Source organism: Moraxella porci DSM 25326 (assembly GCF_002014855.1).
Lineage (GTDB): Bacteria > Pseudomonadota > Gammaproteobacteria > Pseudomonadales > Moraxellaceae > Moraxella > Moraxella porci.
Map to the genome: position 1 here is coordinate 177,653 of NZ_MUYV01000011.1, position 16,455 is coordinate 194,107.

General features: G+C 47.6%; 14 protein-coding genes. 10 read left to right on the forward strand and 4 right to left on the reverse strand.

Features of this window, described 5'->3' with window-relative positions:
* Position 1: 1 nt before the first annotated feature.
* From B0681_RS08610 to B0681_RS08620, 3 genes are read right to left on the reverse strand one after another with little or no spacing between them, the layout of a single operon-like run.
* Positions 2 to 505: a DUF4411 family protein gene (locus B0681_RS08610; RefSeq protein ID WP_169835692.1), complete on the reverse strand. Its 504-nt coding sequence runs from the start codon at positions 503 to 505 to the stop codon at positions 2 to 4.
* Positions 505 to 1,644, reverse strand: coding sequence for an ImmA/IrrE family metallo-endopeptidase (locus tag B0681_RS08615; RefSeq protein WP_078318421.1), 1,140 nt, complete (start codon positions 1,642 to 1,644; stop codon positions 505 to 507). The genes B0681_RS08610 and B0681_RS08615 overlap by 1 nt, the downstream gene beginning before the upstream one ends.
* 59 nt (positions 1,645 to 1,703) lie before the next feature.
* The gene (locus tag B0681_RS08620; protein WP_078318323.1) at positions 1,704 to 4,583 is read right to left on the reverse strand and encodes an SNF2-related protein; all 2,880 of its coding nucleotides are present in this window, start codon (positions 4,581 to 4,583) and stop codon (positions 1,704 to 1,706) included.
* 249 nt (positions 4,584 to 4,832) lie between these two features.
* On the opposite strand from B0681_RS08620, the gene B0681_RS08625 reads away from it, so the two are divergent.
* The 10 genes from B0681_RS08625 to mpl all read left to right on the forward strand — a co-directional run bounded on the left by B0681_RS08625 (position 4,833) and on the right by mpl (position 15,894).
* The gene (locus B0681_RS08625; protein WP_078318324.1) at positions 4,833 to 5,993 is read left to right on the forward strand and encodes an acyl-CoA dehydrogenase family protein; all 1,161 of its coding nucleotides are present in this window, start codon (positions 4,833 to 4,835) and stop codon (positions 5,991 to 5,993) included.
* Positions 5,994 to 6,003: 10 nt separating this feature from the next.
* The gene (locus B0681_RS08630) at positions 6,004 to 7,365 is read left to right on the forward strand and encodes an FAD-dependent oxidoreductase (RefSeq protein WP_078318325.1); all 1,362 of its coding nucleotides are present in this window, start codon (positions 6,004 to 6,006) and stop codon (positions 7,363 to 7,365) included.
* A gap of 78 nt (positions 7,366 to 7,443) precedes the next feature.
* Positions 7,444 to 8,841 carry a CmpA/NrtA family ABC transporter substrate-binding protein gene (locus tag B0681_RS08635; protein ID WP_078318326.1) on the forward strand — a complete coding sequence of 466 codons (1,398 nt, stop codon included), beginning with the start codon at positions 7,444 to 7,446 and terminating at the stop codon, positions 8,839 to 8,841.
* Complete coding sequence (gene ntrB, locus B0681_RS08640; RefSeq protein WP_078318327.1) at positions 8,838 to 9,713, forward strand: nitrate ABC transporter permease; 876 nt, start codon at positions 8,838 to 8,840, stop codon at positions 9,711 to 9,713. Before B0681_RS08635 ends, ntrB begins: the two co-directional genes overlap by 4 nt.
* The gene (locus tag B0681_RS08645; protein ID WP_078318328.1) at positions 9,703 to 10,557 is read left to right on the forward strand and encodes an ABC transporter ATP-binding protein; all 855 of its coding nucleotides are present in this window, start codon (positions 9,703 to 9,705) and stop codon (positions 10,555 to 10,557) included. Before ntrB ends, B0681_RS08645 begins: the two co-directional genes overlap by 11 nt.
* A 278-nt stretch (positions 10,558 to 10,835) precedes the next feature.
* Positions 10,836 to 11,657 carry a pirin family protein gene (locus B0681_RS08650; RefSeq protein ID WP_078318329.1) on the forward strand — a complete coding sequence of 274 codons (822 nt, stop codon included), beginning with the start codon at positions 10,836 to 10,838 and terminating at the stop codon, positions 11,655 to 11,657.
* 267 nt (positions 11,658 to 11,924) lie between these two features.
* Positions 11,925 to 12,257, forward strand: a complete 333-nt coding sequence (gene erpA, locus B0681_RS08655) for an iron-sulfur cluster insertion protein ErpA (protein ID WP_078318330.1) — start codon at positions 11,925 to 11,927, stop codon at positions 12,255 to 12,257.
* A gap of 138 nt (positions 12,258 to 12,395) precedes the next feature.
* Positions 12,396 to 13,952: a glutamate--cysteine ligase gene (gene gshA / locus B0681_RS08660; RefSeq protein ID WP_078318331.1), complete on the forward strand. Its 1,557-nt coding sequence runs from the start codon at positions 12,396 to 12,398 to the stop codon at positions 13,950 to 13,952.
* Between the two features lie 12 nt (positions 13,953 to 13,964).
* A complete protein-coding gene (locus B0681_RS08665) occupies positions 13,965 to 14,471 on the forward strand; it encodes a disulfide bond formation protein B (protein WP_078318332.1) in 507 nt (168 codons plus the stop codon).
* A 46-nt stretch (positions 14,472 to 14,517) separates the two neighbouring features.
* Positions 14,518 to 15,894 carry a UDP-N-acetylmuramate:L-alanyl-gamma-D-glutamyl-meso-diaminopimelate ligase gene (mpl, locus tag B0681_RS08670; RefSeq protein WP_078318333.1) on the forward strand — a complete coding sequence of 459 codons (1,377 nt, stop codon included), beginning with the start codon at positions 14,518 to 14,520 and terminating at the stop codon, positions 15,892 to 15,894.
* Positions 15,895 to 15,987: 93 nt separating this feature from the next.
* Here the strand turns inward: mpl and B0681_RS08675 are convergent, their stop codons facing one another.
* On the reverse strand, positions 15,988 to 16,356 hold the full coding sequence (locus tag B0681_RS08675) for a hypothetical protein (RefSeq protein WP_078318334.1): 369 nt from the start codon (positions 16,354 to 16,356) through the stop codon (positions 15,988 to 15,990).
* Between the last annotated feature and the right edge of the window lie 99 nt (positions 16,357 to 16,455).

Genomic DNA, 16,455 nt, shown 5'->3' on the forward strand with positions numbered 1-16,455 from the left:
ATCAGAGTTTAAATCCGATTTTTTGAAAAAATTCGTTCATCGTAATACATTTAATTCCAAAATCTCTTGCGATATCAGGAATTTTTACTGCACCACTCGGATTCTGTGCATTCAAATTTGGGTTAGCACGTTCATCGGTAACAATAGTCAGACCGTCTTTTTTGGCTATCGCAATCAACCAACCATCCGCAATTTTTTCATGCGTCCAGCTTCTCGGATCAATCAATGCTTTATCGCTATAACAAGAATGCTGGGCAATATGTTGAATAACCTGTCTCCATTCTTCGGCATAATCTTTATGATTCAGATATTCCCCTTTAAAGTTTTGCTCTAGCCATTCTTTAAATTCATCACTCTTATTGGTTTCATCAACAACAATTTTCGGCAAGACAACATATTGATTAAGTATTTTTTCAAAAGCCTCCCAAAAACTCGGAAAATATTCAAAACGATAAGCCCTCTCATAAAAATTAATATAAATATTGGTATCCAGTAAATATTTCATTATTTACTCTCCGCCAAAAATTTATATCCTTTAAAACTTACACCAATAATCTTAAAGGCATCGGTATAAGAAATCCTATTTTGTTGCAATGCCCTTTGAACATAACTAAAAAATCTTTTATCGATTCTAAAGTTTAGGTTGTTATAGTAATCTCCACCCCCAGATGAAGATTTAGACTTATTCTTGAAAAATTGATCAAACTTATTTTGCAGCTCCTCTACCTTTGCATCGTGGGTTTTCTTATCAATTAACTTCATATCGTATAATCGCCTAACAATCACGAATTCACTTACTTTAAACCTTTCCGAAAACACCCTAACTTGCTCATCTAATTGAGTATTAATTAGTGATTGATTTACTAAATTTTCAAAAACGGTTTTCGGCACAAGAATTTCTGCAGTTACTTTGTTTACAAATGCCTCTGTTTTGTCAAAAGTATAGTCACCTGCATCCACTTCCGTAAGAATCTCATCCACCCCAATAAACAAGTGTACCAATTCGTGAATCAGGGTAAACACCCTTCCATTTATTGTTTCATCTTTTTGATTAATAAAAATAATTGGTGCTTTTTCATCAACTAGCACAAACCCCCTAAACTCACTCAAGCTTAATGATCTATGCCCGTTATCCCCAACCTTGCCATTAAAAAAAATGAACACTCCAATACTGTTGATTCTATCTTTCAAAAAATTCAACAAATTCGATTTGGGTATGCTATTTTGAAAACCTTCTTGGATTTGAAGTTTTTTGCGTATTCTTGAAGCAACCAAGGCTACACCATCCTCAACAGAGCAAGAGCCAATAAAATCTAACGTGAAGTCAATTTCTTCTCGTAAAAACGCTTGCTTGCTTTCCATTTCAATAATGGTATCGCGCAGTTCCTCACTAATTACATCAACGTGGCGTGAATTCAATGTTCTAAATTCAAGCCGTCCACTTTTTATCTCAATTGGTTTATCCAACAGTAACAGCCCAGTTGGGATATTGAGCTTCTTTGCAATATCAGATACCTGATTGAATGTCGGTTGCCTTTCACCACTCAAAAAAAGATCTATATTTTTAATTGAATCTCTTAGTGTCTCTAAAGATACAGAGGCGTTTTCAACATAATAGTTAAGTGTTCTTGAATTAATATTCATAATACATACTCCCGAAGGCTTTAAACCTGTCGGCATTAAAATACATAGATGGTAGCATCTTAAACCATCTCCCACTCAACAAAAAACAATTCTTCTTCATCAACCTGCTGCTTTAACTGCTCTTCCAACTCTTCAATCAACCAGTTGCGTTGGTTTTCAATTTCATCTTGTTTGTCAAACAGTTCGCGCCGCTGTTTGCTGCGTTTGTTTTCCAGTTCGCGCTGTTTTTTCTGCCAAGCGAGCTTTTCTTCCAGCGTGGCGGCGGTGGCGGCGGTGCGGCGGGCTTCTTTGATTTCGCGGTCGGTTTCTTTGATGTCTTGCTCCAAGCCGTGTTTGAGGTCATCCATCCAGTCGTCGAGTTTTTGTACTTCCTGCTCAAAGTAGCCCAGATTGCGATTGATGGCGTCGTTTTGCAGTTGTTGGCGGCGGCGGTCGATATCGGCGGATAAGGTCGTCTGAATGCTTGTTTGTGCGCTTGCACCAAGCACACGGGCGGGCAGTTTCAAGAGTTTTTCGGGGTCGTCGGCTGCCAAGGCTTGGCCGCTGTCGGTAACGGCGGCGATCAGCAGATGCTGTTCGGTGTCGTTTAATGCACTGATACTGATGAGTTTGGCGACAAGCTGCCCGCTTTGACTGCGATAGGCTTGTAGCGTGCTGATGCGGCTGCCGTGTGCTTGATAGTCAAATTGCAGGCGCACTCTCGGGCAGGCACGGTTTTTGGCTTGGGTGATGATGGCTTGTGCCAAGGGGTGGCCCATGCGGTAAAGATGAGCTTCACCGCTTTTGCGCGGCAGCTCGTAACGCCCCAATGCAACGGTGCCTAGGCTGCCTGAAAGGTTTTCAGGCAGACTGTTGAGCGTAAACCCTTCTGCATCAAAATCGGCGTGTTCTGCCAGTTCGCTTTGGGTTAAATCCAGCAGGATGCGTTCGTATTTTTTGAGTGCATCACGGCTTTCTTGGTCACGGATGTGCAGTTTGTCGCGCACTTCTTCGTCGAAATTTTCCAGCAGGGTTTGGCGGGCTTTAACCATGTTTTGGTTGATTTCATCCGATAGTTCACGTTGTAGCTCATTGAAAGCTACTTTAATGTCTTCGGGCAGACGGCAATGTCGGTAAATATCGGCAATGCGTCGCTCAATGTCCACACCCGATCCAATGGCACCCAATACTTCGTCGCTGGCACCAAATACACCGTTAAAGAGTTGGAATTTTTGCTCCAAGAGTTCATACACGCGTACGTCGGCTTCGTTACTTTCATCGACAAAATTGACTACCACCACATCGTGCTTTTGCCCGTAACGATGACAACGACCAATACGCTGTTCGATGCGTTGCGGATTCCACGGCAAATCGTAGTTGATGATGAGCGAGCAAAATTGCAGGTTGATGCCTTCTGCACCAGCTTCAGTAGCGATCATAATCGTACCTTGCTCTTTGAAATATTCCACCAGCGCGGCGCGGGTGTCGGCGGTTTTGGAGCCGGTGATTTTGTCGCTGCCTTCGTGGCGTTTGAGCCAGTTTTTATAGATTTTTTGCGCTTTTTCATCGCTGTTAGTGCCGTTGAACAAAACGATGCTTTCGTCGTTTTCGCCTGCGTAAGGCGTTTCAGACAGGCATTGCAGCAGATAATCTTGCGTGCGCTTGGATTCGGTAAAGATAATGGCTTTTTGTGCAGCACCCAAGCGGGAGAGTTCGGCAAAGGCACGCTCAAGTGCGGTTAATAAGGCACGGCTTTTAGCGTCTTCGCGGATATTTTCGGCGAGGTGTTTGAAGTGTTTGAGTTCTTCGATTTCATCGGCAATGGCTTGGTATTGGTCTGCCGTCAGAATATTGGTTTCGGTTCCTTCTTCCCATTCTTCGGCGATTTCATCGAGACTTTCATAGTCTTCATCGAGGATTTCCACCAAATCTTGTGGCTTGGATTTGTCCAACACGCCTTGCAAGCGTTTGCTCATGGTATCCAAAGCGCCTGCAATGGCGCGGCTGCTGGAAGCAAGCAATTTCCACAACACCAAAGAAATCAACTGTCGCTGACCTTCAGGCATGGCTTGCAGATTCGGGCGGCGCAGATAGTCGGCAACCAGTGAAGAGAAGACTTGTTCCTGATCGGATGGCGTGAATCTTTGCACGATGGCAAGGCGCTGGGTATAGGGAACGTAGGCCTGAACCTGTCGGCGCAAGGTGCGTTTGCACACGGGATTTAAACGCTGGCGCAAGTGCAATAAGGTTTGCTCGGTGGCTCTGGTGCCGAATTGGCTGCGGAAGCTCTCCAAATCACCGAAAATACGCCCGTCTATCATGCTGACCAAGCCGTAAAGCTCAAGCAGGGAATTTTGCAACGGTGTGGCTGTGAGCAGGACTTTGCTGGAAACATCTGCCAGCGCTTCTTGCAAGGCTTTGCCGATGACATTGCCTTTTTTGTAGACGTTGCGCAGGCGGTGCGCTTCGTCCATCACCACCAAGTCCCAGCCGATTGCCTTGATGTCTTGTGCCTTGGCTTTGGCAAATTGGTAGGAACAGATAATCGGCATATTTTGGCGAAAAGGGTTGCTGCCTTCTTTTTTGGCGGCGTTATAGCTTTTGGCTTCCAAAATCATGCCTTGCAGACCGAATTTTTCCTGCAATTCTTGATGCCACTGTTTGCGCAGATTGGCGGGGGTGATAATCAGAATATGGCGCTTGCGCTCCGCCCAGCGCTGCAAAATCACCAAGCCTGCCTCAATGGTTTTGCCCAAACCAACTTCATCCGCCAAGATCACGCCCTTCGACAAAGGATTCTGACAGGCAAACAAAGCGGCATCAACCTGATGCGGATTCAAATCCACTTGCGAATCAACCAAAGTGCTTGCCAGCGAATCCATGCTGCCGCTTTGTGCCTGACGGGTGAGCAGCCAAGCATAATATTTTGATTGATGAGGCGTTAAAAATATTTGTTTCATTGCTTATCAATAAATTGGTTTGCAGATGGTGCTATCATAAACATTCAGACATAGAAAAGCAACCAAACTTCGCACCGTGACAAACGGGCAATTCAATAGCCGAATTAAGGCTTATGTGTATTGATATCCAAATGATGTACCGATAAATACCTATCCTTAGTCAAAAACTGAATAAGAAATTTGCCACGCACCTGTCTATAATAATCTGTTTATTTAAATTTTAAGCCATTGCACCACTTGGGGTCTTGTATGCATTCGTTTGACTCATATTTTGCCGACACTTCAGCCATTAATCCCGCCACTGATGCCATCTTGGCATGGCAATCACCCGATTTTCTGAATAATATCAGCCAATGCGCCAAGCAATCGCTTGACCCCATCGCCATTGACAAGGGCTATTATCCGACGGCTGAGATGGCACAGCTGGCGCGCCTTGGGGCGTTTTCGGCGCATCTGTCTAGCCAAGGTAGTCGCTTTGGCGATGCCATTCTTGCCACTGCCAAGATTGGGGAAGTCTGCGGTACGACAGCCTTTTTGTCATGGTGTCATCAAGTGTGCGGTCTGTATCTTGACCAATCAGAAAATACCGCTTTAAAGGCGAATATCCTGCCAAGCCATATCGTGGGCGACAGCTTTGGCGGTACGGCATTGTCCAATCCAATGAAAACCTTTGCCAATATCGAATCGATGATTTTGCGAGCAACCAAAGTCGATGGCGGTTATGTGGTGTCAGGTACACTGCCATGGATTAGCCACATTGCACCGAACCAATACTGCGGTGCCATCGCTCGTGTGGATGGTGAGAATAAAGATGTATTTTTCTTACTAAGCTTTGATGAAGCGCGCCGTGGACAATGGCAACTGAACGCCTGCCCGACCTTTAGCGGTATGGAAGGCTCAAGCACTTGGCAAATAAATCTCAATCAATACTTTGTGCCGACAGAGACCATCATCGCCGACCCTGCCAAAGCCTTTATTGAGCGTATTCGTGGGGCGTTTGTACTGATGCAACTTGGCATTGGTGCAGGCATCATCCAAGGGGCGATTCATGACATCACCGCTGTCGATGCTCAGCTTTGCCATGTCAATCAATACTTAGAAGACCAAGCAGGCACACTGCAAGAGTCACTAGATAAGCTTGTGGCACGCACGCTTGACCTTGCCAAGACACCGTTTGAGTCGCACAAAGAATTTTTCCTGGATGTGCTAGATGCTCGCATCCAAGGGGCACAATTATCACTCACCGCCACCCAAGCAGCACTACTACACCAAGGCGCAAAAGGCTATCTGATGACTGCTGCACCTCAGCGTCGTATTCGTGAAGCGCATTTTGTGGCGATTGTCACGCCTGCCATCAAGCACCTACGCAGTCTATCACAGCAGCTGATGAGCGATGTATCACCAACCTAAGGAATGAGCAATGAGTGACATGATAGCACCTGTAAACATGGACAAAGACGGCAACCCAACCGATGGCCGTGGCGCATGGCGACAATATCTGTGCCGTGCTTGTGGCTGGATTTATGATGAAAAATTGGGCGACCCTGATGGCGGACTGCCTGCGGGTACTCGCTTTGAAGACATTCCTGACGACTGGATGTGCCCACTGTGTGGCGTGACCAAACGAGACTTTGAGCCCTTTGTTCAGCGAGAAACCTTGGCGGTCATCGCCAAACCCTGTGCGGATAATGGTGTCATCGTCATCGGCGGTGGTACGGCAGGTTGGACAGCGATTGAAGCGCTACGCAAGCTTGATGACTGCATCCCCATCACACTCATCACCGCTGACAGTGGCGACCGTTATATGAAGCCACAGCTGTCCATTGCCATCAGCCAAAACAAGACGCCTGATGTGCTCATCACCAAAAAAGCGATTGACCTTGCCAAAACGCTCGATGTCAACCTGATTGCCCATACCTTTGCTACCGCCATTGACAGCGATAAACAACTGGTACGCACGACACGGGGTGATTTTGGCTATCGCCATTTGATTATCGCTCAAGGGGCGACACCATTTTTACCACCAAGCCTGCCTGCTGATAAAGTCTGGCGGATTAATCACATTGATATGTTTGGTCAATTACAAGCCAAACTGTCTGCCCGTCCAAACCAACACATCGCCATCATCGGTGCTGGTATGATTGGCGTGGAGCTTGCTGAAGACATTGCCAAAGCAGGTCATCAGGTCACACTCATCAACCGTGATGCACTACCCCTTGCCGAAATCCTACCACCGATTGCAGGGCAAAAAGTCCAAGACGCACTCACTGGTATCGGCATCCGCTATCATGGCAGTGCCACGGTGCATGGCATCGACAAGCTTGCGGACGGCTATCAAATCAAGCTTGATGACACCATCATCACTGTCGATGAAATCGTGGCAAGTACAGGACTTATCACCGATAATCGCTTGGCACGCATGGCGAACATCGAGCGCACCCCACAAGGTATCATCGTCGATAGCCATACCCTGCGTAGCTCCAATCCGCATATTTTTGCCATCGGTGACTGTATCGTGATTGACGGTAAGCCATGCCGTTTTGTCGCGCCACTGCGTGAACAAGCTGCTGCCATCAGCCACGAAATCTTATCTTTGCCACACGCAGGCTATCAACATAAGTCGCCACTGGTACGCCTAAAGACCAAGTCCATCATCGTCTCGGTCACAGGCAATCCTGACAAAACCTGCGACTGGCAAATCACTGATGATAGCGAGACGCTGTTTGTGATGACCCAAGAGCGTGATGGCGTGACGACTGCCAAGATTGAGCTGAAGTTATAACCATATCCTAAAAGTGAATTTACCATGCCAACCTACTCGGTGTAACATGGTGCTGTTTTTTTATTCTAAGTATTTATTATGCCTAATATTTTTCGCCCCTTTGATGATAAGCCGATCAAATTCGGCTGCTCGTGTGGCAAACATAGTAGCCAAAGCGAGTGTAATCAAAGCCTTGTACTCGATGAGCGATTTGCCCATGTCCAAAACGACAGCCGCAGCGAACACACGACCACCGACATGATTGAAGCGGTGGCAGTCAAGGCACTGTTTCCGCATGAGCCGACTCGTCGCGCGTTCTTAAAATCGGTGGGTAAAGGCACTGCCCTTGCCGCCATCGCCAGCGTCTTGCCACTGTCAAGCCTACAAGAAGCTGCTGCCATTGATGTGCTAAAACCCGAAAAAAAGAGCGTGGACATTGGCTTTTTGCCGATTTTGTGCTCAACGCCACTGATCATGGCTGACCCCTTAGGTTATTATGAAGAGCAAGGCATCAAGGCCAATTTGCATAAGCGAGCAGGCTGGGCATTGGTTCGCGACCAGATGATGAACCGAGAGCTTGATGCGACGCATTTTTTGGCACCGATGCCACTTGCCATCAGTCTTGGCTTGGGTTCAGCCAAACAAGACATGAAAGTCGCCGCCATCCAAAACACTAACGGTCAGGCTCTCGTGATGGCACTCAAGCACGCTGATAATAAAGACCCACGCAACTGGAAAGGCTTCACCTTTGCCATCCCTTTTGAGCACAGCATTCATAATTATCTGCTCAGATATTTCTTGGCAGAACATGGACTTGACCCTGACAAAGATGTCAAGCTTCGTCTGACCACACCGCCTGATATGATTGCCAACCTAAAAGCAGGCAACATTGACGGCTTTTTTGGGCCTGAGCCGTTCAATCAGCGTGCCGTTTGGGATAAAGCAGGCTATATCCACACGCTTAGCCGTGATATTTGGCTGGGTCATCCGTGCTGTTCGTTTGGCACTTCGGGGGCGTTCATCAATGAAAATCCGCAAACCTTTTTGGCGATGTATCGTGCGATTATCAAAGCCAATGTCATGGCAAATGAGCCAAGCATTCGCAAAGACTTATCCAAACTACTCTCGCCTGCCAAATACTTAGGTCAGCCTGAATTGGTGCTACGCCAGTCCATCATGGGGCGTTTTGCTGATGGTGTGGGCAATGTCCAAGATTTCCCTGACCGCATGGGTTTTGATGTCATGCCGTGGCAATCGGTGGCGGTGTGGATGCTGTCGCAAATGAAACGCTGGGGCTATCTAAAAGACAACATCAATTATCAAGACATCGCAAATCAAGTGTTTATGCTCACCGATGCCAAAAAACAAATGCAAGAAATGGGCTACGCCGTCAAAGAAAACGAACCACAAATCACCGTGATGGGCAAAGACTTTGACGCAAGCCGTCCTGATGAGTACATCAATTCCTTTGCCATCGGTCAAAAGGTGAGCGTATGAAACTGACAACCAAAACCAAAGGCTATCTATTATCCCTACTCATCGTGCTTGCGACGCTTGGCATCTGGCAATGGGCGACCTTGCCACAAAAGGTCTATGCACCGACCGACCCGCTCAAACTTGAGTACAGCGTACTGATGGGCGATATTCCTGAATTTACCGAGCCTGGTGCATTGGTCGCAAGCCAAAAGAGCGAATTTCCTACACCGAGCGACTTTGGGCAAACATCCGCCAAACACTTGTCCAATCCCTTTTATGATAACGGCCTAAATGATAAGGGCATCGGCATTCAGCTTGGGTACTCTATCGGGCGAGTGCTGTTAGGCTTTTTGCTTGCGATGATGGTGGCGATTCCGCTTGGCTATGCCATCGGTATGTCGCCGATTTTGGGGGCTGCTGCCACACCGTTTGTACAGATTTTAAAGCCGATTTCACCGCTTGCATGGATGCCGATTGCCCTTTATACCATCAAGGATTCTAATGCATCGAGCATTTTTGTGATTTTTATTTGTTCTATTTGGCCGATGCTGACCAACACCGCCTTTGGGGTGGCATCTGTCCGCCGTGAATGGCGTAATGTTGCCAAGACGCTGGAATTATCGCCCCTACAGACTGCGACCAAGATTGTCATTCCTGCCGCCGCACCGACCATTGTCACCGGTATGCGTATTTCTATGGGCATTGCGTGGCTTGTCATCGTCGCTGCCGAAATGCTTGTGGGTGGTACGGGTATTGGCTATTTTGTGTGGAATCAGTGGAATAATTTATCGCTTGCCAATGTGATTTTTGCCGTTTTGCTCATCGGTCTTGTGGGCATGGTGCTGGATATGCTGTTTGGTGTGCTACAAAAAAAGGTGAGCTATGTTGAATAATGATGGCAAATTGATTGAAGTTGGCAGCCTCTCCAAACGCTATGGCGATGGCGAGAATGTCTTTGAAAATGTCAATTTTGATATTTATAAAAATGAGTTCATCTGCTTGATTGGACATTCAGGCTGTGGCAAATCGACGATTCTAAATGCCTTGGCAGGACTTGAAAACGCCACATCAGGCAGTATCCTTATGAATGGCAAAGAAGTGGTGAAACCTAGCCTTGAGCGTGGCGTGGTGTTCCAAAGCCACGCGCTACTGCCATGGCTGACTGTTGGCGACAACATCGGCTTTGCCCTAAAAGCCAAAACGCCGAGCATCAGCACAAGCGACCTTACTCAAAAAATTGATTTTTATCTTAACATGGTCGGACTTGCCAAAGTCAAAGACAAAAAGCCAAGCCAGCTGTCAGGAGGTATGAAACAGCGTGTGGGGATTGCCCGTGCTTTTGCCACACAGCCTGAATTACTACTGATGGATGAGCCGTTTGGGGCGCTGGATGCGTTAACTCGTGGGGTGATTCAAGATGAGCTTGTCAATATCGTTGATGAGACACAGCAGACGGTGTTTATGATTACCCACGATATTGATGAAGCGATTTTGCTTGCCGATCGGATTTTTTTGATGAGCAATGGCCCTCGAGCGTTTTTGGCAGAGATTGTAGAAAATACCATCCCGAAGCCACGTCACAGGGATAATATCCACCATCATGCGCATTATTATAAAATCCGCAATCATCTTTTGGACTTTTTGGTGCATCGCAGCAAGGCACTACAACAGCAGAGCGAGCGTCCAAGCCATCCAAAAGCCATCAACTTTAGCCAAATGGCGTGGGATGGATTGTAACACGGTAGCAACTTTGCAATTTTGCAAGTCGTTGTTGCAAATTTGCCCCTTGTTCACTGTGATGCTTGGGCGTACACTATGCCCATAACAACAAAAAACAACCATAATAACCATACCTTAGAACACTCCATCGGTGAAGCTTATCCCTTCACCGAATTTTTTTGCTCCGCACTCAGATTTATCTTTGCATTTTTGCAACTGGCTGTTGTCCGATGTGCTATTGTTCGGCGGCGTATCAGCCCTTACACTATGACTAACAAATCACACGGAGTATAACCATGAAACTAAGACAACTGACCACCATCTATTCTGCCAACAAACACATCGATGATGGCGAGATGCTGCTGTGGCGTGCCTTGCCGCTACATCAGCGCACATCGCTTGGGCCATTTGTGTTCATTGACCATTATCGCCATGAAGGGTTGCGCGGCATTGGCGATCGCCCACATCCGCACGCAGGCATCGAGGTGTTTAGCTATCTGATCGAAGGCGGCGTGGCGCATCGTGACAGTTTTGGCTTTTCTGACACTATCAAAGCGGGCGACTCGCAGTATATCTGTGCTGGTCGTGGCATCATCCATGCCGAACAGCCAACCAGTCCAAGACACGGCCTACAGCTGTGGACGAGCCTACCGCCAAATAAAAAACTCATCGAGCCAAGCTATCGTTCGCTGCGCCAAGCCCAAATCCCCAAACTCAATAAAAACGGCGCTGACATCCGTATCATCGCAGGGGTGGTCGATGGCATCAGAAGTCCGTTACAGACGGTGAGTGAGCCAGTGTTTGCTTATGTCAAGCTGCCAGCGAACACCACAGTGACGCTCAGCATCGATGCCGAAGAGCTTGGCGTGTATGTCACCAAAGGCGAACTGCCACTTGGTCATGGCGAGCTGCTTGGCTCTGAGGGCTTGGCGGTCTTTGGTGCAGGCGATACGGTGAAGCTTAGCGCTGGTGATGCGCCCGTTGAGTTGGCACTTTTGGGCGGTGCGCCTGCCGAAGGCCCGATCCTGTTTGATGGCCCTTTTGTGATGGATACCCCAGAACGCCTGCATCAAGCTTATGAGGACTATCACAGCGGCAAAATGGGTACGCTTGTTTAATTAGTCATCAATCAGCATAATAAAGCGGTGAAGCTTATCCCTTCACCGTTTTTGCGTGATTAATGAATGATCGCCGCCCAAGCAGAACTATCAATCGGTTTTATGCAATGGCAGTTAGATGATGGCAAACTTCATTTGCTGACAGATTCTGCAATGACCACTTACCAAGTTTACCAAAAAGCACTTATTTTCCACACCAAAACCTTGTATAATTGACAATCGGTCTTATTTAAATGACAACTTTTGATGATGGATGACAGGGTAATTATGAATATAGGTCTCACCTTGACAGACAATGCTGCCGCCAAACTTGCCAAGCTCAAAGCCGCTGAAGGCAATGATGCCCTAATGCTGCGTGTCTATGTGACGGGCGGCGGCTGTTCTGGTTTTAGCTATGGCTTTGATTTTGCTGAAGAATTGGGCGATGATGATGCCACTTTTGATAACGGCACAGAGATGCTGGTGGTGGATTCATTAAGCTATCAATACTTGGCAGGCTCGACCATCGACTACACCGAAGGGCTTGAAGGTTCTCGCTTTATTGTCAATAATCCGAACGCCACCACCACCTGTGGCTGCGGTTCATCGTTCTCTATCTGAGCGCTTGTGTGCAGTTTTTGCCTATTGATATGCAAAAGCAGCACACAATGACACTCCAAATTATTTTGCCAAGCGGTTTGCTTGTCTTTATAATAACAAGCATTAATTAACAAGCAACCACCATATAAGAATCACACCATGACGCACTCAAGCTTCACCCTACCTACTTGGTTTGTCCCGCATCTGGTCGCAGGGATGCAACGCGGCATCGAAAAAGAAGGCCTACGCATGCAGCCTGATGGCTATTCTGCCAAGACCTTTCACCCGACCAAGCTTGGCTCAAAGCTGACCCATCCGTACATCACCACTGATTATTCTGAAAATCTGCTTGAGCTCATCACCGATCCCAAGCCATCGATCAAAGAAGCTTTGGATATGCTTCGAGATCTGCATGTGCTGGTGCATCGCTCGCTAGAAAATGATGAGCTGATGTGGCCGATGTCGATGCCATGTATGTCGTCCGATACCGACAGCGACATCCCGCTGGCAGACTATGGCACATCCAATATCGGCAAGCTCAAAACCCTATATCGCTCAGGGCTTGGCGTGCGTTATGGTCGTAAGATGCAGACGATCGCTGGCTTGCATTATAATTTATCCATCGGGGATGACCTATTCACGGCATGGCATGCTGCCGATGGCGACGCCAAGGATTTGGCAAGCTTTAAAAACGCCAAATATCTGGCACTGATTCGCAATTTTAAACGCCTAACGCCACTGGTGCTATATCTACTCGGTGCCAGCCCTGCTGTCTGTGGGACATTTTTGAGTGGTCGTGCGCATCATCTGATGCAGCTTGGCGAGACTTGCAGCTATTATCAGCCAAATGGCACCAGCCTACGCATGGGCAAGCTTGGCTACACCAACAGCGTCCAAGAAGATCTGGACATCCGCTATAATGATCTGGATGAATATATCGCAGGACTGCGTAAGGCGATTGGTACGCCGTTTAAGGACTTTGAAGCCATCGGCGTTGATGATGCAAACGGCAACCCAATTCAGATTAATAGCCACATTCTACAAATCGAAAACGAATACTACAGCCCCATCCGACCAAAACAAGCCACCAAATCTGGTGAGACACCAACGGCAGCTTTGGCAGCGCGCGGCATTGCCTATGTGGAATTTCGTGCGATCGATTTGGATCCCTATGTCGATATCGGCATCAGCGTACCGACGGCGTGCTTCTTGGAAGTCTTGGCATTGTATTGCCTACTCACAGACTCGCCTGCACTCTTGCCAGATGAAGAAAAACAGCTCAATAAAAACATCGAAACCGTCGTCAATCACGGTCGCAAGCATGGCATCAGCATCAGTACAGAAACTGGCGATGCTTGTCTGCATGAGTGGATCGTCCATCATCTAACTCAGATGCAAATCATCGCCGATGCCTTTGATGCACATCACGGCGGCAATGACTATCGCACTGCACTGGCGATGATGCAAGGCAAGGCCACCAATCCTGACTTTACTTTGTCAGCCCAAATCGAAGCCGACTCACGCCGAGCAGGTGGTACATGGGCGCTGGGCAAGCTACTGGCTCAAAAGCATCAAGCCGAACTATCACGCCATGCGTTAAGCCGTGAAGATGAAGCCAAATTTGATGCCATCGCCGCCGAATCTGTCGCTGAACAAGCACGCCTAGAAGCGGCAGATACCGTCGATTTTTATGATTATGTACAAGCTTATCGCTAACTGGAGTACCGCATGAACCTAAGTTATCGCACCCTAAATGCCCTGCTGGTCGTCATGGCGGTCGTGGTCAGTGTATTTGTCATCGCTTATCTACAAAATTATTTGTTCCTTGACCCCTGTCCGCTGTGTATCTTTCAGCGGATTGGCTTGTGGATTTTGGGCGTGTTTGCGTTTTTGGCAGCCATCTTTAACCCAAAAGGCAAAACATTGCGTCTGCTATTTTGGCTAGGCGGTATGGCAGGCACGCTGTGGGGGCTTGGCGTCGCTGCTCGCCATACATGGATTCACTATTTTCCATCCATGGAGATGGTCGAATGTGGCCCAGGTCTCAACTATATGCTTGAGACCATGCCGATGGGTGATGTCTTCTCAAAAGTACTGGCAGCCCCTGGCGACTGCACCATCATCGACTGGACGGTGCTGGGACTATCCATCCCTGCTCAAGCGCTGATTATGTTCATGTTTGCTTTGGTGGTACAAGGGTTTATTTTGAAAAAAATCTTAAAAAACCAACCCTAATTTAACCACACCAATATTGCAGTTTTATATTTTTTAAAGGTCAATTATGCACATTCATATTCTTGGTATCTGTGGCACATTCATGGGATCGCTTGCCCTACTGGCTCGTGATCTGGGTCATACTGTCACCGGCTCAGATACCAACATCTACCCCCCGATGAGCACACAGCTACAGGACGCTGGTGTGGAGATTTGGGAAGGATACAAAGCTGAGCATCTAAACCCTGCCCCTGATCTTGTGGTGGTGGGCAATGCCTGTAAGCGTGGCATGGAAGCGGTAGAGTATATGCTCGATCAGCACTTGCCTTATACATCTGGCCCACAGTTTCTTTATGAACAAGTGCTAAAAAATCGCCATGTGCTTGCTGTCGCAGGTACGCATGGCAAGACCACGACCACGACCATGCTGTCATGGATTTTGCAGCACGCTGGGATTGATACTGGCTTTTTGATTGGTGGCGTGCCATTGGTTGCTACCGAAGATGAGCGCCTACAGCGTGCTTTTGCCCATTCTAGCCACTTGGGCGAGCAGTATTTTGTCATCGAAGCTGATGAGTATGATTCGGCATTTTTTGATAAGCGTTCTAAGTTCGTGCATTATCGCCCAACGACAGCGATTTTGAACAATCTTGAATACGATCATGCAGATATTTTTGCCAATCTAGACGCCATTCAGACGCAGTTTCACCATATGATTCGCATGATCCCAAGCTCAGGGCAGATCATCATGCCATCTGATACCGACAGCCTAGAACAGACACTAGCCAAAGGTGTATGGACACCTGTGCTACGCACCGCCATCGACGCTGATGCCGACTGGCAAGCAACGCTGATGAAGGCGGATGGCTCAGTGTTTGGTGTGCGTTTTGGTGATGAGAGCGGTGAAGTGCATTGGGGCATGAGCGGCCTGCACAATGTCAATAATGGTCTAGTCGCCATCGCCGCTGCTCATCATATCGGCGTGAGTGTCGAAGCTGCGTGTGCGGCACTATCCGCTTTTGGTGGTATCAAACGCCGTATGGAGCTAATCGGCGATGTGGGCGATATCTTGGTTTTTGATGATTTTGCCCATCATCCGACCGCCATCACGACCACGCTAGATGGTGCCAAAAAACGCCTAGCAGGCCGCCGTATCTGGGCGATCATTGAACCCCGCTCAAATACGATGAAACTGGGCAGCCATCGTGACAGCTTAGCACCATCAGCATCACTGGCTGATCAGGTGATTTGGTATGAACCAAAGGGTCTGACTTGGGGCTTGGTGGATGCGATTGGCGATGCAAAAAATCAGCTGGTGCTTGATAGCATTGATGGTATCATCACTCATATCCAAACCCATGCTCAAGCAGGCGATGCCATCATTATCATGTCAAACGGTGGCTTTGAAGGCATTCATGGTAAAATTGTGGATGCACTGGCTTAAACCATCTCTCTTTAAGTTCATCAAATAACCTGCTTATTTAGGCATCAGCAGGTTATTTTGATGGCGATCATTAGCCATCGCCACCCTGTTTTTTTATACACTTTTGATCAACCGAATCAGCTGACGCACGATCAGTAGCCCGCCAACATACACGACTGCAAAAATCGCACCCGTCAGCGGTGCGAGTGCTTGAGCGGTATCATTTGCTGTTGCCATCATCGCCATATGCTGTTCTGCGGTCAGCTCATCACCACTAAACAGCCCATCCCCATTCAAATCAAAGCTGGCTAAATGCGCTTCACGCTGCATCTCAACAATCCACACGCCAAGCTGAATGACAAGCCAAGTGGCAAATACACATACCAAAAACAGCGCCCATGTCGGCAAAGAATCATGGGTGTATCGATGATGCAACATCATCAAAACGATAGGCGTTAGCGCTGTCATCAGCATAAACAGCATATTGAATCTCCAAAACAAACGATAGGCCAGCAGACCTATCGCTTATTTATCCATTGGTAAAGTTGGACTTAAATCAGCGCTCAAGTTTACACCTTTCGA